General features: G+C 63.5%; 19 protein-coding genes. 7 read left to right on the top strand and 12 right to left on the bottom strand.

Annotated elements, in window-relative coordinates; all coding sequences use genetic code 11:
- The first annotated feature begins 134 nt into the window (after nucleotides 1-134).
- Entirely contained in the window at nucleotides 135-2,840 is a 2,706-nt protein-coding gene (pepN, locus tag CAL22_RS07920; RefSeq protein WP_094812002.1) for an aminopeptidase N, read from the top strand.
- Between the two features lie 8 nt (nucleotides 2,841-2,848).
- The gene (locus tag CAL22_RS07915; RefSeq protein WP_094812000.1) at nucleotides 2,849-3,868 is read left to right on the top strand and encodes a class 1 fructose-bisphosphatase; all 1,020 of its coding nucleotides are present in this window, start codon (nucleotides 2,849-2,851) and stop codon (nucleotides 3,866-3,868) included.
- Nucleotides 3,869-3,964: 96 nt separating this feature from the next.
- On the opposite strand, the gene CAL22_RS07910 is transcribed toward CAL22_RS07915, so the two are convergent.
- From CAL22_RS07910 to alaC, 4 genes are all read right to left on the bottom strand, one after another.
- Nucleotides 3,965-4,186 carry a YgdI/YgdR family lipoprotein gene (locus CAL22_RS07910; RefSeq protein WP_094811998.1) on the bottom strand — a complete coding sequence of 74 codons (222 nt, stop codon included), beginning with the start codon at nucleotides 4,184-4,186 and terminating at the stop codon, nucleotides 3,965-3,967.
- Nucleotides 4,187-4,393: 207 nt separating this feature from the next.
- Entirely contained in the window at nucleotides 4,394-5,803 is a 1,410-nt protein-coding gene (thrC, locus tag CAL22_RS07905) for a threonine synthase (RefSeq protein ID WP_094811996.1), read from the bottom strand.
- Entirely contained in the window at nucleotides 5,800-7,104 is a 1,305-nt protein-coding gene (locus CAL22_RS07900; protein ID WP_094811994.1) for a homoserine dehydrogenase, read from the bottom strand. The genes thrC and CAL22_RS07900 overlap by 4 nt, the downstream gene beginning before the upstream one ends.
- On the bottom strand, nucleotides 7,101-8,288 hold the full coding sequence (gene alaC / locus CAL22_RS07895; RefSeq protein ID WP_094811992.1) for an alanine transaminase: 1,188 nt from the start codon (nucleotides 8,286-8,288) through the stop codon (nucleotides 7,101-7,103). The genes CAL22_RS07900 and alaC overlap by 4 nt, the downstream gene beginning before the upstream one ends.
- Nucleotides 8,289-8,512: 224 nt before the next feature.
- Between alaC and CAL22_RS07890 the strand changes: the two genes are divergently transcribed.
- The 5 genes from CAL22_RS07890 (at nucleotide 8,513) to CAL22_RS07870 (ending at nucleotide 13,274) form a co-directional block, all read left to right on the top strand.
- A complete protein-coding gene (locus CAL22_RS07890) occupies nucleotides 8,513-8,974 on the top strand; it encodes an Mth938-like domain-containing protein (protein ID WP_094811990.1) in 462 nt (153 codons plus the stop codon).
- A complete protein-coding gene (locus tag CAL22_RS07885; RefSeq protein ID WP_094811988.1) occupies nucleotides 8,971-9,435 on the top strand; it encodes a peroxiredoxin in 465 nt (154 codons plus the stop codon). The genes CAL22_RS07890 and CAL22_RS07885 overlap by 4 nt, the downstream gene beginning before the upstream one ends.
- A gap of 48 nt (nucleotides 9,436-9,483) precedes the next feature.
- Entirely contained in the window at nucleotides 9,484-11,130 is a 1,647-nt protein-coding gene (locus CAL22_RS07880; RefSeq protein ID WP_094811987.1) for a PhoH family protein, read from the top strand.
- Nucleotides 11,131-11,252: 122 nt separating this feature from the next.
- Nucleotides 11,253-12,230: a 4-hydroxythreonine-4-phosphate dehydrogenase PdxA gene (gene pdxA / locus CAL22_RS07875; protein WP_094811985.1), complete on the top strand. Its 978-nt coding sequence runs from the start codon at nucleotides 11,253-11,255 to the stop codon at nucleotides 12,228-12,230.
- Nucleotides 12,231-12,317: 87 nt separating this feature from the next.
- Nucleotides 12,318-13,274 (top strand): bile acid:sodium symporter family protein, encoded by a 957-nt coding sequence (locus CAL22_RS07870; RefSeq protein ID WP_094811983.1) that lies wholly within the window; start codon nucleotides 12,318-12,320, stop codon nucleotides 13,272-13,274.
- Between the two features lie 67 nt (nucleotides 13,275-13,341).
- On the opposite strand, the gene CAL22_RS07865 is transcribed toward CAL22_RS07870, so the two are convergent.
- The 8 genes from CAL22_RS07865 to dxs form a co-directional block, all read right to left on the bottom strand.
- Nucleotides 13,342-14,715, bottom strand: coding sequence for a replicative DNA helicase (locus tag CAL22_RS07865; RefSeq protein WP_094811981.1), 1,374 nt, complete (start codon nucleotides 14,713-14,715; stop codon nucleotides 13,342-13,344).
- Nucleotides 14,712-15,548: a hypothetical protein gene (locus tag CAL22_RS07860; RefSeq protein WP_094811979.1), complete on the bottom strand. Its 837-nt coding sequence runs from the start codon at nucleotides 15,546-15,548 to the stop codon at nucleotides 14,712-14,714. Before CAL22_RS07860 ends, CAL22_RS07865 begins: the two co-directional genes overlap by 4 nt.
- 123 nt (nucleotides 15,549-15,671) lie before the next feature.
- Nucleotides 15,672-16,127 (bottom strand): 50S ribosomal protein L9, encoded by a 456-nt coding sequence (gene rplI, locus CAL22_RS07855; protein ID WP_094811977.1) that lies wholly within the window; start codon nucleotides 16,125-16,127, stop codon nucleotides 15,672-15,674.
- 14 nt (nucleotides 16,128-16,141) lie between these two features.
- Nucleotides 16,142-16,414 (bottom strand): 30S ribosomal protein S18, encoded by a 273-nt coding sequence (gene rpsR, locus CAL22_RS07850; protein WP_005012641.1) that lies wholly within the window; start codon nucleotides 16,412-16,414, stop codon nucleotides 16,142-16,144.
- An 83-nt stretch (nucleotides 16,415-16,497) separates the two neighbouring features.
- Nucleotides 16,498-16,821: a primosomal replication protein N gene (gene priB, locus CAL22_RS07845; RefSeq protein WP_094811975.1), complete on the bottom strand. Its 324-nt coding sequence runs from the start codon at nucleotides 16,819-16,821 to the stop codon at nucleotides 16,498-16,500.
- A gap of 75 nt (nucleotides 16,822-16,896) precedes the next feature.
- Nucleotides 16,897-17,271, bottom strand: coding sequence for a 30S ribosomal protein S6 (rpsF, locus tag CAL22_RS07840; protein ID WP_005012637.1), 375 nt, complete (start codon nucleotides 17,269-17,271; stop codon nucleotides 16,897-16,899).
- 230 nt (nucleotides 17,272-17,501) lie between these two features.
- The gene (gene folE2 / locus CAL22_RS07835; protein ID WP_094811973.1) at nucleotides 17,502-18,299 is read right to left on the bottom strand and encodes a GTP cyclohydrolase FolE2; all 798 of its coding nucleotides are present in this window, start codon (nucleotides 18,297-18,299) and stop codon (nucleotides 17,502-17,504) included.
- A gap of 160 nt (nucleotides 18,300-18,459) precedes the next feature.
- Nucleotides 18,460-20,331 carry a 1-deoxy-D-xylulose-5-phosphate synthase gene (gene dxs, locus CAL22_RS07830; RefSeq protein WP_094811972.1) on the bottom strand — a complete coding sequence of 624 codons (1,872 nt, stop codon included), beginning with the start codon at nucleotides 20,329-20,331 and terminating at the stop codon, nucleotides 18,460-18,462.
- Nucleotides 20,332-20,333 lie beyond the last annotated feature (2 nt).

Below are 20,333 nucleotides of genomic sequence, written 5' to 3'. Positions count from 1 at the left end.
TACTCCTCAGACATGCGCAGCAATGATAATTCGACCGGTGCCAGCAAGAAAAGGTTGCATCCCGGGTTCGACGGCCGGCCACTGTCCGCCAGCCACTACAATAGCGACGTTGCCTACCGACCATAAGGGATCCCATGCGTACCGATACGCCAGTCACCGTATATCGCAAGGATTATCAACCCTATCCTTACGCGATTCCCGAGGTCGCACTGCGTTTCGATCTCGATCCCGAAAGCACCCTGGTTACCGCCACGCTGCGGCTGCAGCGCAAGGCCGATGCGCCGGCCGACGCCGCGCTCGAACTCGATGGCGAGGAGCTGGAACTGATCTCGTTGCGGGTGGACGGCCAGGATTGGCCCGCGGCGTACTACCAATTGGACGCACAGCGCCTGCAGGTGCGCGGCCTGCCGCCGGCCTGCACGCTCGAGATCGCCAGCCGCTGCCGCCCGTCAGCCAATTCCACGCTGATGGGCCTGTATGTTTCGGGCGGCAATTTCTTCACGCAATGCGAGGCCGAGGGCTTCCGCCGTATTACCTGGTTTGCAGACCGGCCCGATGTGATGTCGCGCTACCGCGTCACCTTGCGCGCCGATGCCCGCTACCCCGTTCTGTTGTCCAATGGCAACCTGCTGGCCACGCGCCAGCTGCCCGACGGCCGCCAGGAAGCCGAATGGGAAGACCCCTTCCCCAAGCCCTGCTATCTGTTTGCCCTGGTGGCGGGCAATCTCACCCACCGCGAGAAGACCGTGCGGACTTGCCGCGGCCGCGACGTCCTGTTGCAGGTGTACAGCGATCCGGGCGCCGAGTCGCGCACCGAGTGGGCGCTCGAATCGCTGGAGCGGGCGCTGCGCTGGGATGAAACCCGCTTTGGCCTGGAGTTGGATCTGGATCGCTTCATGGTGGTCGCCGTGCGCGACTTCAATATGGGCGCCATGGAAAACAAAGGGTTGAACATTTTCAACTCCGCCTATGTGCTGGCCGATCCCCAAACGGCAACCGACGTCAATTACGAAGGGATCGAGTCGGTCATCGGCCACGAATACTTCCATAATTGGACCGGCAACCGTGTCACCTGCCGCGACTGGTTCCAGTTGAGCCTCAAAGAAGGCCTGACGGTCTTTCGCGACCAGGAATTCAGCGCCGACATGATGGCGCGCGACATGGATCCGCTTGCCGCGGCAAGCGCGCGCGCGGTCAAACGCATCGACGACGTCGTCACATTGCGTGCGGCGCAGTTTCCCGAAGACGCGGGCCCCATGGCCCATCCCATCCGCCCCGACAGCTATCAGGAAATCGGCAATTTCTACACGGCCACGGTCTACGAGAAAGGCGCCGAGGTCATCCGCATGCAGCACACGCTGCTGGGCGAAGCCGGATTCCGCGCCGGCATGGACGAATACTTCCGCCGGCATGACGGCCAGGCGGTGACATGCGACGACTTCGTCGACGCCATGGACTCGGTATACCGGGCGCACAACCCGGGCCGCGATCTGAGCGTTTTCCGCAATTGGTACCGCCAGGCCGGCACGCCCCGCGTGGCCGTCACCCTCGAGCACGACACGGCGCAAGGCCGGCTGACCGTCACACTGACGCAGCGCTGCGCCGCGGTGGGCGTGGAGCGGCGCGCGGGCGCTGCCGCCAAGCAGCCCTTTCATATCCCCTTTGCCATCGGGCTGCTGGACCGCCAGGGCCAGGCCCTGCCCCTGAAGCTGGCCGGCGCCACGGCCGCCGATACCGTGTTGCTGGAGCTGCGCGAAGCCACGCAGAGCTGGACGTTCGAAGGCATCACCGTGCCGGTCGTGCCTTCTCTGTTGCGCGGCTTCTCCGCGCCGGTGATTGTCGAATACGACTGGACCGATGCCGAGCTGGCCTTGCTTTCGGCGCACGATCAGGATCCCTTCGCCCGCTGGGAGGCCGGCCAGGAGTTGGCCAGCCGCCAACTGCTCGCCCTGACGGCGCGCCAGCAGGCAGGCCAGCCCCTGGAGGCCGATCCGGTCTTCATCTCCGCCTGGCGCGCCCTGCTGACCGACCCCTCATTGGACGCGGCCTATCGCGCCCGTGCGCTGGCCCTGCCGTCCGAGAAGACACTGGCCGAACGCATGCAGGCCATCGATCCTCCCGCTCTGGCCGCCGCACGCGACTTTCTGCGCGCCGAGCTCGGCCGTCAGCTCGCGCCCGAGTGGCTGCAAGCCTTTGAATCCAATCAGGTAGCCGGCCCCTACAGCCCCGCGCCAGGACCGGCCGGGCAACGCGCGCTGAAGAATCAGGCGCTGGCGCATCTGATGGCCGCCGGCCAGGAAGAGGCTCAGGCGCGCGCACAGCGCCAGTATGAACAGGCCGACAATATGACCGACAGCCTGGCCGCTCTGGGCTGCCTGGTCAACTACGCTGCGCGGCCTGTCGCCCAAGAAGCGCTGGCCCACTTCTATACGCGCTGGCAGGATGATCCGCTGGTGATCGACAAGTGGTTCAGCCTGCAGGCCACGGCCCTGTCGACCGCGGTGGCACAGGTGCGCGAATTGATGCAGCATCCGGCCTTCACCTTGCGCAACCCCAATCGCGCCCGGGCGCTGGTGTTCCAGTTCTGCCTGAACAATGCCCGCGGCATGCATGTGCCCGACGGCTCTGGCCATCAGTTCTGGGCCGAACAGGTCCTGGCGCTGGACGCCTTGAATCCGGAAATCGCCGCCCGTCTGGCACGCGCCATGGACAACTGGTCGCGCTTTGCCCCCGCGTTGCGCGCAAGCATGCGCGCCGCGCTCGAGCGCGTCAGCAGCCACCCCGGCCTGTCGCGCAACGTCGCCGAAATCGTCTCCAAATCCCTTGAATTCTCCGCATAGGAATGTCGATGAAACGTAAAACCCTCACTCAATACCTGGTCGAGCAGCAGCGCTCGGCCGAGGCGCTCGCACCCGAGGTGCGTCTGCTGATCGAAGTCGTGGCGCGCGCCTGCAAGGCCATCAGCCATGCCGTCAGCAAGGGCGCGCTGGGTGGCGTGCTGGGCAGCCTGGACAGCGAAAACGTCCAGGGCGAGGTGCAGAAGAAGCTGGACGTGCTGTCCAATGAAATTCTGCTCGAAGCCAACGAATGGGGCGGTCACCTGGCGGCCATGGCCTCCGAAGAAATGGAGACCATCCACCGCATTCCGAATCGTTATCCCAAAGGCGAGTACCTGCTGCTGTTCGATCCGCTGGACGGGTCCTCGAACATCGACGTCAACGTGTCGATAGGCACGATTTTCTCGGTGTTGCGCGCGCCGCAGCATGTCTCCGGGTCGGAGGTCAATGAAGCGGACTTCCTGCAGCCGGGCCGCGACCAGGTTGCCGCCGGCTATGCCGTCTACGGCCCGCAAACCATGCTGGTGCTGACTATCGGCCACGGCGTGGTGGGGTTCACCCTGGATCGCGAAATGGGATCGTGGGTGCTGACGCACGAATCGATGAGCATTCCGGCGGACACCAAGGAGTTCGCCATCAATATGTCCAACATGCGCCACTGGGCCGCGCCGGTCAAACGTTACATCGACGAATGTCTGGCCGGGAAAACTGGGCCGCGCGGCAAAGACTTCAACATGCGCTGGATCGCCTCCATGGTGGCCGACGTGCATCGCATTCTGACTCGCGGCGGGATCTTCATGTATCCCTGGGATGCCCGGGAACCCGGCAAGGCCGGCAAACTGCGGCTTATGTATGAAGCCAATCCCATGAGCTTCATCGTCGAACAGGCTGGCGGCGCCTCCATTACCGGCACGCAGCGCATCCTCGACATCCAGCCGGAGCAGTTGCATCAGCGTGTGAGCGTGGTGCTTGGCTCCAAAAATGAAGTCGAACTCGTCGGCAAATACCACGCCGAAGCCGAAGCAAAATAAACCTCTCCGGCGCCAATAAAATCGCCCCATGCATAATGGATAAACATCCACCATGCATGGGGCGATTCAATATCGACCCAGTTATTGATATTTTTATTATTTAACTTCTTCGATCGACTTCACATCATCCTTATTGATTTGAACCTTGCGCCCGTCCTGGTCATACTCGTACATACCGGACTTCTTGTTGTACTCCGGCGCATCCGGTGTCACGACCTGGCTACCATCGGACTTCTGCACCACCGACGGCGAGGAGCAGCCCGCCAGTACGCCCAATCCGCTTACGGCCAGTGCGAGGGTCAGGTGTTTAAGGCTCATGGTTATCCTCCATTAGTCAGTCAAAACGTGATTCCACTGTATTCCGCACGGCCTCGTAAAGCAGTGACGGGATGTCGGCAAAATGCATAAGACTGTAAATAGCGCAACCAGCGCCCCGGCCAAATGTAACTGGGCTAAAAAAAACCTCCGGGCCGTCAGGCGAGGAGGTTTTTTACTACCAGCGCTAAATGGCCGGCCCGTAAAAACTCAAATCTTGGCGTGCGCCTCGATAAAAGCACGGACCTGAGCCGCATCGCAATCCATAACGGTGACGCGCTGCGGCAGGGACTCCAGACCGGCAAGTTCCGCCGGCGGCGGAACCGGGCGGCCCAGGGCTTCCTGGATGGTGTCGGAAAACTTGGCCGGCAAGGCCGTCTCCAGCACCAGCATCGGAATCCCCTCCTCGACGAAGCTGCGCGCCACATGCACGCCATCGGCGGTATGCGGATCGATCAGTACACCCGTTTCGTCGAACACGGCCCGGATCGTGCTCAGGCGATCGTCATGCGTGCTCACCCCCGAGGCGAAGCCGTATTGTTCGCCAAAGGATGCGCGCTGCGCGGACAGGTCGAAGCTGCCCTTGTCCGCGAGTTCCTGCCAGAGCGCCCGCACGCGCTCGCCATCGCCACCGACCAGGTCGTAGATGAAGCGCTCGAAGTTCGAGGCGCGCGAAATATCCATGGACGGACTGGAAGTCGCGTATGTCTGTTCCGGCGCGCGCGGACGATAAATGCCGGTACGGAAGAATTCTTCCAGCACGTTGTTCTCGTTCGTGGCCAACACCAGACGGCGCACGGGCAAGCCCATTCGGCGAGCAATATGGCCGGACAGGATGTTGCCGAAGTTGCCCGACGGCACGGCAAAAGACACCTGCTGGCCGGCCCCGGTCGTCGCCCGCAACCAGCCGTGGAAGTAATAGACCACCTGCGCGGCAATCCGCGCCCAGTTGATCGAGTTCACGGCGCCGATGCGATAACGGCTCTTGAACGTCAGATCCGCGGCCAAGGCCTTGACGATGTCCTGGGCTTGATCAAACACACCCTTGACCGCGATGTTATGGATGTTCTCGTCCTGCAGCGAGTACATCTGGGCGCGCTGGAAGGAACTCATGCGGCCGTGCGGCGACAGCATGAACACACCCACGCCTTGCTTGCCGCGCAGAGCGTACTCGGCCGCCGAGCCGGTGTCTCCGGAGGTCGCACCCACGATGTTCAAGGTCGTGCCGCGCTTGGTCAGCACGTACTCGAAGACCTGGCCCAGGAACTGCATGGCCATGTCCTTGAACGCCAGCGTCGGCCCCTCGGACAGGCCGAGCAATTGCAGGCCGCCCGCCAAGGGGCGCAGCGGCACGATCTGCTCGCTCGAGAACACCTGTTCGTTATAGGCGGCGTGCGCCAACCGGCTCAAGTCCTCGCGCGGAATGTCCGTGGCAAAGAGCGAGAGCACTTCCACGGCCAGATCGGCATAGGACAGCGGGCGCCAGGATTCGAGCGTCGCCGCGTCGACCTGGGGCAATTGCTGCGGCACGGCCAGGCCGCCATCGGGCGCCAGACCTTCGAGCAGAATGTCGGAAAACGCCTGGGCGGCCATGCCGCCGCGGGTCGACACATACTTCATGTGAGGTTCTCCACGCGCAGGCGTGTCACCTTGGAGCGCACGAAAGCCAGCGACTCGATGTGTTCGATCGCCCGGTTGATATTGCCCTCGAGCGCCTCATGCGTGAGGAAAATGATGTCGGCGCCGCCAATATGCGAGGGCTGCTGAATCATGGAGCCGATGGAGATACTGCGGTCGGCAAGAATACGCGCGATGTCGGCCAGCACGCCCGGCTGGTCGTCCACCCGCAGGCGCAGATAGTACGAGGTGCTGATCTGCTCGATGGGCAGAATGGGCGTATCGGCCATCGCATCGGGCTGGAAAGCCAGATGCGGCACGCGGTTGCCCGGGTCCGCCGTATGCAGACGCGTCACGTCCACCAGGTCGGCCACCACCGCCGAGGCGGTCGGCTCTTCGCCGGCGCCCTGGCCGTAGTAAAGCGTCGGGCCGACGGCGTCGCCGCGCACCAGCACGGCATTCATGGCGCCTTCGACATTGGCCAGCAGGCGTTGCGCCGGCACCAGGGCCGGATGCACACGCAGCTCGATGCCTTCGGCGCGGCGTTTGGTGATGCCCAGCAGCTTGATGCGATAGCCCAGCCGCTCGGCATGCGCGATGTCTTCCTGAGCCAGATGCGAGATGCCTTCGATATGGGCCCGTTCGAACTGCACCGGGATCCCGAAGGCCAGCGAAGCCAGCAGCGTCAGCTTGTGCGCCGCGTCCACCCCCTCGACGTCGAAGGTCGGATCCGCTTCGGCGTAGCCCAGGCGCTGCGCCTCGGCCAGCACCTCGCCAAAGGGCAGCCCGCGCGAGCGCATCTCTGACAAGATGAAATTGGTGGTGCCGTTGATGATGCCGGCCACCCATTGAATGCGGTTGGCCGTCAGGCCTTCGCGGATGGCCTTGATGATGGGGATGCCCCCGGCTACGGCAGCCTCGAAGGCCACCATCACGCCCCGCTCGGAAGCCGCGGCGAAGATTTCATTACCGTGCTTGGCCAGCAGCGCCTTGTTGGCCGTGACCACATGCTTGCCTTGCGCAATGGCCTGCAGCACCAGCTCGCGCGCCAGGGTGTCGCCGCCGATCAGTTCGACCACGATATCGATGTCCGGGTCGCGCACCAGGGCCTGGACATCGGTCGTGATCTCCATGCCCTCGCCGACGCGGGCGCGCGCCTTGGCCACATCGCGCACGGCGATGCGGCTGACTTCGATGCGCCGCCCGGCGCGGCGTGCGATTTCTTCTGCGTTGCGGGTCAGCACGCTCCACGTACCGCCACCGACCACGCCCAGGCCCAGCAGGCCTACCTTCATTGGATTCATTTCAACAAACCGTCCTTGCGGAACATATCTTTGATGCCGCGCACTGCCTGACGGGTGCGCTGCTCGTTCTCGATAAGAGCGAAGCGGACGTAATCGTCGCCGTACTCGCCGAAGCCGATCCCGGGGGACACGGCCACCTTCGCATCCGACAGGACACGCTTGGCGAATTCCAAAGAGCCCATCGCCCTGTAGGGTTCGGGGATCTGCGCCCATATGTACATGGACGCCTTGGGAATCTCCACATTCCAACCTGCTTCGTGCAGCCCTCGCGCCAGCACATCGCGCCGGCTCTGATACTGCTGCACGATCTCCGATACGCAATCCTGCGGGCCGTCCAGGGCGGCGATGGACGCGACCTGGATCGGCGTGAAGGTGCCGTAATCGTGATAACTCTTGATGCGCGCCAGCGCATTGACCAATTCGCGATTGCCCACCATGTAGCCGATACGCCAGCCCGCCATGTTGTAGCTCTTGCTCATGGTGAAGAACTCGACGGCCACATCCCGGGCGCCCGGCACCTGCATGATGGACGGCGCCACATAGCCGTCGAAGCAGATGTCCGCATAGGCCAGGTCATGCACCACCAGGATGTCATGCTCCTTGGCCAGGGCCACCACGCGCTCGAAGAACGACAGGTCGACGCACTGGGCGGTCGGATTGCTGGGAAAGCCCAGAATCATCATCTTGGGCTTGGGAATGGACTCGCGCACGGCGCGCTCGAGTTCTTCGAAAAAGTCCACGCCCGGCGTCATGCGCACCGAACGGATATTCGCGCCAGCGATGACCGCGCCGTAAATATGGATGGGATAGCTCGGGTTGGGCACCAGCACCGTGTCGCCGCGATCCAGCGTGGCCAGCATCAGGTGCGCCAGGCCTTCCTTCGAGCCGATGGTGACGATGGCCTCGGAATCCGGATCAAACTCCACCGCATAGCGGCGCTGATACCAGTCACAGATGGCCTTGCGCAGCCGCGGAATGCCCTTGGAGACGGAGTAGCCATGCGTGGTGGGCCGGGCCGAGGCCTCGATCAGCTTGTCCACGATATGCTGCGGCGTCGCGCCATCCGGGTTGCCCATGGACATGTCGATGATGTCCTCACCCCGCCGACGTGCTGCCATCTTGAGCTCACCGGTGATATTGAAAACGTAGGGCGGCAAACGCTCAATGCGCGAGAACTTCCTCATGATGGGACAGATCCTAATTTGGCGAGGGGCAGGTCGGAGGGGTGCTGCAATGCGCCACGAAGAAAGGCGCTGCAGATTTGCGGTGCAACAAAACCTTGTAATCTATCGCAAGCACGGCTGCCGGGCAAATGCCAGGCGCTCTGTCCCCTGCGATTCAGTGGATACCCTGCAACATGGGTAAAGTCCGATGCGCTATCATCGCTGCTGTATAGCCGGAGTGTTTATTGAAGCTGCATACTGATTCTGCGACGGCCCTCAATACCGTCACCGCCTACGGCGAAGGCTACATTGAGGTCAACCAGGTTCGATTTTCCCACGCGGTCGCCTTCGGCCCCGAAGGCGCTGTCACCGAATGGCCCGTGCGTTCACCGGCCCACATCTCTTCCTCTCATCTGCAGCAAGCCGCCGGCCTGGTCGCCGCCAAGCGCGATCCGCTGGCGTTTCTCGATGAGCCGGAATCCGGTTTGCTGCAGCGTTCGGCGGATACGCCGGAGGTGCTGATTGTCGGCACCGGCCTGAAGCAGCGGCTGCTGCCGGCGGAGGTGTTGCGTCCCCTATTGATGGCCGGTGTGGGCGTCGAAGTGATGGACACGCAGGCCGCCGCACGTACCTACAACATTCTGATGGCAGAAGGCCGGCGCGTGGTCGTCGCCCTGCTGCCGACCGACGGAGACCCCCCCGCATGACCGCCATCATCGGCAAGCCCGCCCCTCAGTTCACGGCGGAAAGCACCATCGGCCCGATCAATCTCGAGCAATGCCAGGGCCGCGCGGTAATCCTCTATTTCTACCCCAAGGACAGCACCCCTGGCTGCACCACCGAAAGCCAGGATTTCCGCGACCTGCACGCCGACTTTCTGGCCGCCAGCGCCGTGGTCATCGGGATTTCGCGCGACTCCATCAAGTCGCACGAGAATTTCAAGACCAAGTACGAGCTTCCTTTTCCCTTAATCTCCGACGCCGACGAAACCGTGTGCAATCTGTACGGTGTCATCAAGCAGAAGAATATGTATGGCAAACAGGTGCGTGGGATTGAACGCAGCACCTTCCTCATCGATGCCTATGGTGTCCTGGTGCAGGAATGGCGCGGCGTGAAAGTCCCGGGCCATGCCAAAGAAGTGCTTCAGGCCGCAAAAAGCATCGGTTGACCTTCGGGCAACCGTAATAGGTACCGGCTTACACAGGAGATTGCCCTTATGCCGCTTCCGAAGATGCCGACCCGACCGGCAGCCATTCTCACCTTCCCGACCGGCGAGGCCGCCCAGGCGCGCGCCGCCGGCGACGACGAGAATCTCGCGCCGGTGCAGCCAGAACTCGACGGGATCAAGCCCGCCGCCGCGGCGGTGCCGCAAGCCAAGGCTCCGGCGCAGACACCGCCCCCCAAACCCGTGGCCGCCAAATCCGCGCGCGCACCCAAGCCTGCCGCCAAACCGGCAGCCAAGCGCAGCGGCAAGGCCGAGACGGGCAGCAAGCTCTTCGTGCTGGACACCAACGTCCTGCTGCACGATCCGTCCTCGCTCTTCCGTTTCGAAGAGCACGACATCTTCCTGCCCATGATGACGCTGGAAGAGCTGGACCATCAGAAGAAAGGTATGTCTGAAGTGGCGCGCAATGCGCGCCAGGTCAGCCGTTCGCTGGATTCCCTGGTGCAGGACACGACGCAGCTCGACGAAGGCATCGTCCTGAGCAAGCTCGGCAACAAGGAAGCCACCGGCCGGCTGCTGTTGCAGACCACCGCCATCCACAGCACCCTGCCCTCGGACCTGCCCATGGGCAAGGCCGACAACCAGATCCTGGGTGTGGTGCGCGCCCTGGCCGAAAAATACCCGCAGCGCGAAGTCGTGCTGGTGTCCAAGGACATCAACATGCGCCTGAAGGCGCGGGCGCTCGGCCTGGCCGCCGAGGACTATTACAACGATCACGTCCTCGAGGACTCCGATCTGATGTACTCGGGCGTGATGCCGCTGCCCGAGGATTTCTGGAACCGTCACGGCAAGGATGTCGAATCCTGGCAGCAGGGCGGCACGACTTTCTACCGCATCCGCGGCCCCCTGTGCTCGCAGTTCGTCGTCAACCAGTTCGTCTACTTCGAAGGCCAGATGCCGCTCTACGCGCAGGTGCGCGAAGTCAGCGGCAAGACGGCCGTGCTGGCCACGCTGCGCGACTACACCCATGGCAAGAACAATGTCTGGGGCATCACCGCGCGCAACCGTGAGCAGAACTTCGCCCTGAACCTGCTGATGAATCCCGAATGCGACTTCGTGTCGCTGCTGGGGCAAGCCGGCACGGGCAAGACGCTGCTGGCCCTGGCCGCCGGCATTACCCAGGTGCTGGAGACCAAGCGCTACACCGAAATCATCATGACGCGCGTCACGGTGCCGGTGGGCGAAGACATCGGTTTTCTGCCGGGCACCGAAGAAGAAAAGATGCTGCCGTGGATGGGCGCGCTCGAGGACAACCTCGACGTGCTGAACATGGGCGACGGCGAAGGCGGCGGCGATTGGGGCCGGGCTGCGACCATGGACCTGATCCGCTCGCGCATCAAGGTCAAGTCGCTGAACTTCATGCGTGGCCGCACCTTCCTGAACAAATACCTCATCATCGACGAGGCGCAGAACCTCACGCCCAAGCAGATGAAGACGCTGGTGACCCGCGCCGGCCCCGGCACCAAGGTCGTCTGTCTGGGCAACGTCGCCCAGATCGATACGCCCTACCTGACCGAAGGCAGCTCGGGCCTGACGTTCGTGGTCGACCGTTTCAAGGGCTGGCCGCACTCCGGCCACGTCACCTTGCAGCGTGGCGAACGCTCGCGCCTGGCCGACTATGCGGGCGACGTCCTCTAAACCCTGGCGTGGCTGACCCCGGGCCCTGCACGCGCAGGGCCTTTTTCTTTCCCTCGCCCGCGCGCCCCGGCCCTGCCGCCCGGGTGTAGCATGAGGGCTCGCTGTCTTTGCTACTGTGCTTCATGACTCTTCCTGTCGGTTTCACCATGGGCGATGCCGCGGGCATCGGCCCGGAAATCATCGTCAAAGCGTTCGCCCAAGGGCTCGCGGTGCCGGCCATCGTTTTCGGTGACGTCGGCGCACTCGCCCGTGCCGCGCGGCAACTGGCGTCGCCGCTACAGGTGCGCGCGCTGGCCTCGCCGCGGCAGGCCAGCGGCCAGGCTGGCGTCATCGAAGTGGTGCAGGCCGGCGCCGAGCTGCCTGCCGACCTGCCCTTGGGGAAAGTCAGCGCGGCGGCGGGCCAAGGGGCCTATGACTATCTGTGCCGGGCTATCGACGCGGCGCTGGCCGGGGAGATCCGCGCCATCGTCACCGCGCCGCTGAATAAGCACTCCATGCACCTGGCAGGCATCGATCAGCCCGGCCACACGGAGATTCTCGCCGAGCGTTCCGGCACCGAGCACTACGCCATGATGCTGGCCAATGATGAATTGCGCGTGCTGCTGGTGACCATCCACATGGCGCTGGCCGATGTGCCGGCCCATATCACGCGCGAGGCCGAGTTGCGCGCCATCCGCCTGGCCGAGCGCGCCTGTCGCCAGATGGGCATCGCGCAACCCCGCATCGCCGTGGCCGGCCTGAATCCCCATGCCGGCGAGGATGGCAAGTTCGGGCGCGAGGACAGCGATGAAATCGCGCCGGCGATTGCCCAGGCCCGCGCCAGCGGCATCGACGCCTCCGGCCCCTGGCCGGGCGACACCATTTTCATGCGCGCGCGGCGCGGCGAGTTCGACATCGTCGTGGCGCAATACCACGACCAGGGACTGATTCCGGTGAAGTATTTGGGCATCGACCACGGCGTGAATGTGACGGTCGGCCTGCCCTTTGTGCGCACCAGTGTCGATCACGGCACGGCCTTCGATATCGCGGGCCAGGGCGTGGCCGACGCGAGCTCACTGCGAGTGGCCTTCGATCTGGCGCTGGCGATGACGCGCGGCTGACAACGCACTGACAAAATCGCCGCGGGAAAATTGGATCCAGTCCGACTACAATAGGCGCGCTGTCCTGTTCCCACCTTTATCTCATCTATGCGCTTCCTGCCCGATCGCTTTACCCTGCTGCTGATCACGACCGTCATCATTGCAAGTCTTTTACCCGCTCACGGCCAGGGTATCGAGATTTTCGGGTGGATCACCAATATCGCCGTCGCCCTGCTGTTCTTTCTGCACGGCGCGCGTCTGTCACGCGAGGCCATCGTGGCTGGCGTCACGCATTGGCGTTTGCATCTGACGATTTTCTCGGTGACGTTCCTGATCTTTCCGCTGCTGGGCGTGATTCTCAAGCCCGTGCTCGAGCCGCTGGTCACCCCCGAACTGTATTTGGGCATTCTCTTTCTGTGCTGCCTGCCGGCAACCGTGCAGTCGGCCATCGCGTTCACGTCGATGGCGCGCGGCAATGTGCCCGCCGCGGTGTGCAGCGCGTCGGCCTCCAGCCTGTTCGGCATTTTCCTGACCCCGCTGCTGGTGGGCACGGTGGTCGCCAGCGCGGCCGCCGCCCCCATCTCGTTCGACGCGGTGGGCAAGATCATGCTGCAGTTGCTGCTGCCCTTTGTGCTGGGTCAGGTGCTGCGCCCCTGGATCGGCGCCTGGGTGCATCGACGCAAGGCCATGCTCAAGTGGGTCGACCAGAGTTCCATTCTGCTCGTGGTCTACACGGCATTCTCGGAAGCGGTCAACGAAGGCCTCTGGCATAACACGCCGGTCCCCGCGCTGATCGGGCTGGTGGTCGCCTGCGCCCTCATCCTGGCATTCGCCCTGGGCGCCTCGCAGTTGTTGGGCAGGATCTTCAAGTTCGATCTCGAAGACCGCATCACGCTGCTGTTCTGCGGCTCGAAAAAGAGCCTGGCCAGCGGCATCCCCATGGCCCAGGTGATTTTCGCCGGCCAGGCCGTCGGCGCCATCGTGCTGCCCTTGATGCTGTTCCATCAGATTCAGCTCATGGTCTGCGCCGTGCTGGCGGCCCGTTATGCGCGCCGCCCCGAATAAGTCCTGACGAGCCCATAAAAAAGTCCAGGCCGACGCAATGTCGGACCTGGATTTTTTTCGCCCGCGCTCAGTACTGCGGCGCGGAGGTGAAATTGAGAAAACGTGTGCTCATGCCCTGGAAGGTCAGGCGCACCGTGCCGATGGGGCCGTTACGCTGCTTACCGATGATGATCTCGGCCGTGCCCTTATCGGGCGAATCGGGGTTGTAGACCTCATCGCGATAAATGAACAGGATCACGTCCGCATCCTGTTCGATGGCGCCGGATTCGCGCAGATCGCTCATCACGGGGCGCTTGTTCGGGCGTTGCTCCAGGCTGCGGTTGAGCTGCGACAGCGCGATCAAGGGGCAATTCAGTTCCTTGGCCAGCCCTTTGAGCGAGCGGCTGATCTCCGAGACCTCGGTGGCGCGGTTTTCGCCCGCCGAGCTGGCTGACATGAGCTGGATGTAGTCGATGATGATCAGGCCGAGCTGGCCGCACTGGCGCGCCAGACGGCGCGCACGTGCGCGCACTTCCATGGCCGACAGCGCCGGCGTCTCGTCGATGTAGACCTGCGCTTCCTGCATGAGCTGCACGGCATGCGTGACGCGCGGCCAGTCTTCGGCGATGAGCTTGCCGGTGCGCATGCGATGCTGATCCAGCATGCCCACCGACCCCAGCATACGCATGGCCAGTTGCACCGCGCCCATTTCCATGGAGAACACGGCCACGGGCAGGCCCTGCTCGATGGCCACGTGCTCGCCAATGTTCATGGAGAAGGAGGTTTTGCCCATGGAGGGCCGGCCGGCGACGATGACCAGATCACCCGGCTGCAGGCCGGACGTCATTTTGTCCAGATCCGTGAAACCCGTGGGCACGCCCGTCACGTCCGATTCGCTGTCACGGTGATACAGCTCGTCGATCCGCTCGACGACCTGGGTCAGCAGCGGCTGGATCTCCTGGAAACCGCCCGATCCCCGCGCGCCTTCCTGGGCGATCTTGAAGACTTTGGATTCGGCCTCGTCCAGCAGTTGGCGCGCTTCCTTGCCTTGCGGGCTCATGGCCGCGGCGGAAATCTCATCCGCGATGCTGACCAGTTTGCGCAGCGTGGCGCGTTCGGCGACGATCTCGGCGTAGCGCCGGATGTTGGCCGCCGACGGCGTGTTGTGCGCCAGCGCATTGAGATAGGCCAGCCCGCCGACCTCTTCCGACTTGCCCGCGCTCACCAGCGATTCGTTGACAGTGATGACGTCAGCCGGCCGCGCCAGACCGATCAGGCGCGCGATGTGCTGCCAGATGAGACGATGATCATGCCGGTAGAAATCTTCTTCGGTCAGGACGTCGGCGATGCGATCCCAGGCCGCGTTATCCAGCAGCAAGCCACCCAGCACCGATTGCTCGGCCTCGATGGAATGCGGTGGCACCCGCAGGTACTCAAGTTGGGAGTCGGCAGGAGTGTTCATTGCAATACTGACCTCAGGGTGTCGCTGACCTGGAAAAAGGTGCGCACATCGCGCCACGGCAGCTTGCCGGCCAGGGGTTTGAGGATGCTGGCCAGGCCGCAGACCACGCGCGCCAGGCGCTTGAGCGCAGCACGCACGGCAGGATCCGGGTTGGCCTCGAAATAGGTGTCTAGGATCAGTTTACCTATGACCGGCACTTGTTCGCGCGGTATTTTGCTCAAGGATACGACCGAGCTCAGCGTCTGAAACAGATCGTAGGCTTGCGCCAGCGGCAAGGAGACGGCCGCACCGATGTTCTCTTCGAAATCGATGCGCCAGAGCTGGCCATCGTCGCGCAGGGTGACATTGCGCACCTGTGCGCCGCCATGCCAGAAACCCCGTGCGTGAAAGGCCGCCAGATCGGCGGCCAGCAGGCGAACCAGCTCCAGGCGCGGCGCCGTGTCGGCGCGGCGCAGAAAAAAAGGCAGGTCATCGCCCACATGCTCGAGCACCACCAGACCCGGCTGCTGCCACCAGACCTCGGGCACACGGCAGCCAGCCTGCAGCAAATGCCGCAAACGCTCGGCCTCATAAGCCAGCCCATTGCGCAGCAATATGCTGGGCCGCGGAAACTCGCCCAGCGCCAGCTTGCAGCCGATGGCCAGCAATAAGGCGCGCAGATAGCGCAGCACATAACTGATGCTGCGGCCCACGCCCGCTTCACGGCGCTTGATGACGCAGCGCTCGCCGTCGATGACGACTTCTTTCACCGATTTCACTGCGGCCGCTTCCGGGCCATCCAGCCAGGCTTGCAGGCCCGGCGGCGCATGGTGGTGCAACGGCGTCTGGGTCACGCGGTTCCTCTGCATGGTTACGGCGCTGACGGCGGCGGGCCGTCGGCAGGATATCTCTAAGCGTATCAAGAAAAAAAGCCGGCACCAGGCCGGCTTTTCTTCTTACCCATCGGCGTCAACCGATCAGTTCATCTCGCCTTCGACGAGAATGGTCACATCGACCACCACGTCAGCGTGCAGAGCGACCTGGACCGGGTACTCACCGACGGCCTTGAGCTGACCGTTGGGCAGGCGGACCTGCGACTTCTCGACACCTTCGAAACCGGCATCGCGCAGACCCGCGGCGATGTCAGCGTTGGTGACGGAGCCGAACAGACGGCCATCGACACCGGCCTTCTGGACGATCTTCAGCTGATAGCTGTTCAGGCGCTCGCCCAGCGTTTGGGCGATGGCCAGCTTCTCGGCCTGGGCCTTTTCCAGTTCGGCGCGACGGGCTTCGAACTCTTGCAGAGCGGCGTCGGTGGCGCGGCGGGCCTTCTTCTGGGGGATCAGGAAGTTGCGGGCGTAACCATCACGCACACGCACGACTTCACCAAGGTTGCCCAGGTTGACGACTTTTTCGAGCAGGATAACTTGCATGACGTTGCCCCGGATTAGTTGTGGTTGTCGGTGTAGGGCAACAGAGCCAGGAAGCGCGCGCGCTTGATGGCGGAGTCCAGCTGGCGCTGGTAGATTGCCCGGGTGCCGGTCAAACGAGCCGGAATGATCTTGCCGTTTTCTTGCACGAAATCGCGCAGGGTGTCGAGATCCTTGTAATCGATCTCTTCAACGCCGGCAGCGGTGAAGCGGCAGAACTTGCGGCGCTTGAACAGCGGGTTCTGCTGGGTGAACTTGCGTTTTTCTTTGCGTTTTCCGAAGAAAGCCATGATATGTGCCTCTTAGTTTGTGTGGGACCGATCCTTGGATGGATCCTGTCGCCGTAATCTGTACCGGGTCAGCGTCAGGCGATTCAAGCCAGAACGGGATCGCCACCGGCGCTGCCGCCCGTTTTACGGGCGCGCTGCAAATGCAGCTTCAGCTTGACCGAATCCTTGCGGGCCGGGGCCAGAAAGCCCTCTACCTGCATGTCGGTCCCGAGTGCGATGCCTGCCAACATCTGCGCCAGATCTCCCAGAGCCACTGCGTGTATCGTCAGTTCAACCCGGCGGGGATGCCCCGCCTCGATGACTTCGGACTCATGCCCCAGAAGCATTTCCAGGGCCGCCATTCCTGCCGGAGTGTGGCGCAGCGGCTCGCATTCGAGAACACGGACGCTGAGTTGCAGTTGATTCATGGTGCTGGGCGATGTCGCCTGCTTGTATCGCTTGCCGGTTACTGCCTCACCGACCCTGCGATGCTGTACCGACTCTTACTCGGCCTGGACAGCGGCGGCTTCAGCCGACGCCTTGCGGGCTTCTTCACGCTCGACCGACTTCATCATGATCGAGGCGCCAGCGGGGGCCTTCTTGGTCTTGATGACCAGGTGGCGCAGCACGGCGTCGTTGTAGCGGAAAGAATGCTCAAGCTCGTCCAGGGTGGCCTGGTTGCACTCGATGTTCATGCAAACATAGTGTGCCTTGACCAGCTTCTGGATCGGGTAAGCCAGTTGGCGGCGACCCCAGTCTTCCAGGCGATGCACCGAGCCGCTTTGGCCGGTGACAAGCGCTTGGTAGCGCTCGACCATGGCGGGCACTTGCTCGCTTTGATCGGGGTGAACGATAAACACTACCTCGTAGTGGCGCATGTATTACTCCTTGTGGATGTCTTCGCGGGAAACATGTAAACCCGCAGAAGGGTCAGCCCGCCATCGAAATGGAGCGAGCAAGAAAGCTCTCGATTATCGCCCAAGGGGCGTATATATGCAAGTACCCCGCCGACCAGGCGGCTGCAGATACCGGGACAGTTCGTGCAGCGCGGACAGGAAAACGGCCGCGCCAGGCGCGGCCGTTTTCGCCGGTATCCCTGCCCCAGGCCTTAGCCTTCCACCACGGCGTAGGCCGAATGGTTGTGAATGGACTCGAAATTCTCGGCTTCCACACAGAAGCGCTGCACGGCAGGATGGGCCTTGAGGCGGGCGGCCACGTCACGCACCAGGTCCTCGACGAACTTGGGATTGTCGTAGGCGCGCTCGGTGACGTATTTTTCGTCAGGCCGCTTGAGCAGGCCCCACAACTCGCAGGAACCCTCGTCCTCGACGAGGCGGATGATGTCATCCATGGCCACGTCACTCGCCAGGATGGCCGATACCGTCACGTGCGAGCGCTGATTGTGCGCGCCGTACTCGGAGATGGCCTTCGAACACGGGCACAGGCTGGTGACGGGCACCAGCACACGCAGTTCGAACTCGACCTGATCGCCGGCGGCACGCGCCGTCCAGGTGGCTTCGTAGTCGAGCAGGCTGCGCACGCCGGACACGGGCGCCGACTTATCGATGAAATACGGAAAGGATGCGGTCAGGTCGCCGCGCTCGGCGTGCAGCAGCGGCAGCATATCGCGCGCCATCTGCGAGAACAGCGCCGGCGTCATGGGCGTGGCGCGATACTGCTCGAGCAGCGCTATGAAGCGGGACATGTGCGTCCCTTTTTCTTCGGCGGGCAGCGCAACCGTCAGCGTCCAGTTGGCCACGGTGGCCTGGGCGGCGCCATCGCCGGCCACGACCAACATGGGATGACGCACGCCGCGGATACCCACGCGTTGAATCGGTATATGGCGCGTGTCAGCCGAACTCTGGACGTCGGGCATCACGATGGCGGGATCGATGGGGGAATTCATGTCGCTTACCTATCAGGGCATGGGATACAGCCATCCCTGGAATTAAGAACCGGAGGAGCATTATCGCCCAAACTACGGCCCTGGGCCGGGAAAACCCTTTTGTCGTATGTAAGCCGGGCAGAACGGATTGTTCCGCCCGGCGCGAAGCAGCCGGCGCCGGTCACTGACCGTTGATGAGCGCGCCAAAGCGCGTGCGCACCGATCGCTCGATGCCGCCCGCATCCAGGCCCAGCCCGGAGAGCAATGCCAACTGGTCGCCGTGATCGATGAACGCATCGGGCAGGCCCAGCTGCAGAACCGGCAGCACCAGCCCCATCTCATTCAAGGCTTCGGTCACGGCACTGCCGGCGCCGCCCATGATGGCCGCGTCTTCGAGCGTGACCAGCGCATCATGGCTGGCGGCCAGCTCGCGCAGCAGCTCGCGATCCAGCGGCTTGACGAAACGCATGTCCGCCACGGTGGCGTCCAGCGAATCGGCCGCGGCCAGCGCGGCCTGCACGAGCGTGCCGAATCCGAGAATGGCGATCTTGCGGCCGCGGCGGCGCACCACGCCCTTGCCCAGGGCGACGATTTCCAGCCCTGGGGTGACCTCGGCCCCGCAGCCCGCGCCCCGCGGATAGCGCACCGAGGCCGGCCCCGGATGAGCGTAACAGGTCGACAGCAGCAACCGCGTCTCGTTTTCGTCGGAGGGCGTGGCGATCACCATGTTGGGCACGCAACGCAAAAAGGCGATGTCGTAATTGCCCGCGTGCGTGGCGCCGTCGGCGCCCACCAGGCCGGCGCGATCGAGGGCGAATGTGACGTCCAGGTTCTGCAAGGCCACATCGTGGATGAGCTGGTCATAGCCACGCTGCAGAAAGGTCGAGTAAATCGCCACCACGGGTTTCTGCCCTTCGCAGGCCAGGCCCGCGGCGAAGGTCACCGCGTGCTGCTCGGCGATGCCGACATCGAAATACCGCATGGGGAAGCGTTTTTCGAACTCGACCAGGCCGCTGCCTTCGCGCATGGCCGGCGTGATACCGACCAGGCGGACATCGGCTTGCGCCTGATCGCACAGCCACTGGCCAAACACCTGGGTGAAGGTTTGTTTGGCAGGCGTCTTGGCTTTCTGGATGCCGACGGCCGGATCGAACTTGCCCGGGCCGTGATAGAGCACGGGGTCGGCCTCGGCCAGTTTGTAGCCCTGCCCCTTGCGCGTGACCACGTGCAGAAATTGCAGGCCTTGCAGGGACTTGAGGTTCTGCAAGGTCGGAATCAAGGCGTCCAGGTCATGCCCGTCGATGGGGCCGACATAATTGAAGCCGAACTCTTCGAACAGCGTGGCCGGCGTGATCATGCCTTTGGCATGCTCTTCCAGCCGCCGGGCCAGCTCGAGCACGGGCGGCACATGCTGCAGCACGGCACGGCCCACGTTCTTGGCCGTGGCGTAGAACCGGCCCGACATCAACCGCGCCAGATACCGGTTCAGGGCGCCGACCGGCGGCGAGATCGACATATCGTTGTCGTTCAGGATCACCAACAGATTGATGTTGGGGGTCACGCCCGCGTTATTCATGGCTTCGAAAGCCATGCCGGCCGACATCGCGCCGTCGCCGATGATGGCGATGTGCTGACGCGCCACGCCGGCATTGCGCGAAGCAACCGCCATGCCCAGCGCCGCGGAAATCGAGGTCGAGGAGTGCGCGGTGCCGAAGGCGTCGTATTCGGATTCGCTGCGTTTGGGAAAGCCGGAGATCCCGCCCTGCTGGCGCAATTGCGCCATGCCGTCGCGGCGGCCGGTCAGGATTTTGTGCGGATAGGATTGGTGGCCCACATCCCAGACGATGCGGTCATGGGGCGTGTCGAAAACATAGTGCAGCGCCAGCGTGAGCTCGACCGTGCCCAGATTGGACGACAGGTGCCCGCCCGTCTTGGAAACCGATTCCAGCACGAACGCCCGCAACTCATCGGCGATGGGCTTGAGCTCGCGCCTGTCCCGCTTGCGCAGGTCGGCCGGCGTATGAATGCGGTCCAGGTGTTCTGTCGTCGTCATGT

Origin of the sequence: Bordetella genomosp. 12 (assembly GCF_002261355.1) — a bacterium.
GTDB lineage: Bacteria > Pseudomonadota > Gammaproteobacteria > Burkholderiales > Burkholderiaceae_B > Bordetella.
Note: the sequence above shows the minus strand (reverse complement) of the source record. Positions and strands in the feature narration are given on the sequence as shown.

What these genes read in the sequence shown, in the direction of transcription:
- pdxA (WP_094811985.1), top strand. Translation starts at nt 11,253, where the DNA reads ATGACTCTTCCTGTCGGTTTCACCATGGGCGATGCCGCGGGCATCGGC.
- rplI (WP_094811977.1), bottom strand. Translation starts at nt 16,127, where the DNA reads ATGCAAGTTATCCTGCTCGAAAAAGTCGTCAACCTGGGCAACCTTGGT.
- CAL22_RS07900 (WP_094811994.1), bottom strand. Translation starts at nt 7,104, where the DNA reads ATGAATCCAATGAAGGTAGGCCTGCTGGGCCTGGGCGTGGTCGGTGGC.
- pepN (WP_094812002.1), top strand. Translation starts at nt 135, where the DNA reads ATGCGTACCGATACGCCAGTCACCGTATATCGCAAGGATTATCAACCC.
- rpsF (WP_005012637.1), bottom strand. Translation starts at nt 17,271, where the DNA reads ATGCGCCACTACGAGGTAGTGTTTATCGTTCACCCCGATCAAAGCGAG.
- CAL22_RS07885 (WP_094811988.1), top strand. Translation starts at nt 8,971, where the DNA reads ATGACCGCCATCATCGGCAAGCCCGCCCCTCAGTTCACGGCGGAAAGC.
- dxs (WP_094811972.1), bottom strand. Translation starts at nt 20,331, where the DNA reads ATGACGACGACAGAACACCTGGACCGCATTCATACGCCGGCCGACCTG.
- CAL22_RS07910 (WP_094811998.1), bottom strand. Translation starts at nt 4,186, where the DNA reads ATGAGCCTTAAACACCTGACCCTCGCACTGGCCGTAAGCGGATTGGGC.
- CAL22_RS07865 (WP_094811981.1), bottom strand. Translation starts at nt 14,715, where the DNA reads ATGAACACTCCTGCCGACTCCCAACTTGAGTACCTGCGGGTGCCACCG.
- CAL22_RS07870 (WP_094811983.1), top strand. Translation starts at nt 12,318, where the DNA reads ATGCGCTTCCTGCCCGATCGCTTTACCCTGCTGCTGATCACGACCGTC.
- folE2 (WP_094811973.1), bottom strand. Translation starts at nt 18,299, where the DNA reads ATGAATTCCCCCATCGATCCCGCCATCGTGATGCCCGACGTCCAGAGT.
- thrC (WP_094811996.1), bottom strand. Translation starts at nt 5,803, where the DNA reads ATGAAGTATGTGTCGACCCGCGGCGGCATGGCCGCCCAGGCGTTTTCC.
- CAL22_RS07880 (WP_094811987.1), top strand. Translation starts at nt 9,484, where the DNA reads ATGCCGCTTCCGAAGATGCCGACCCGACCGGCAGCCATTCTCACCTTC.
- CAL22_RS07915 (WP_094812000.1), top strand. Translation starts at nt 2,849, where the DNA reads ATGAAACGTAAAACCCTCACTCAATACCTGGTCGAGCAGCAGCGCTCG.
- alaC (WP_094811992.1), bottom strand. Translation starts at nt 8,288, where the DNA reads ATGAGGAAGTTCTCGCGCATTGAGCGTTTGCCGCCCTACGTTTTCAAT.
- priB (WP_094811975.1), bottom strand. Translation starts at nt 16,821, where the DNA reads ATGAATCAACTGCAACTCAGCGTCCGTGTTCTCGAATGCGAGCCGCTG.
- rpsR (WP_005012641.1), bottom strand. Translation starts at nt 16,414, where the DNA reads ATGGCTTTCTTCGGAAAACGCAAAGAAAAACGCAAGTTCACCCAGCAG.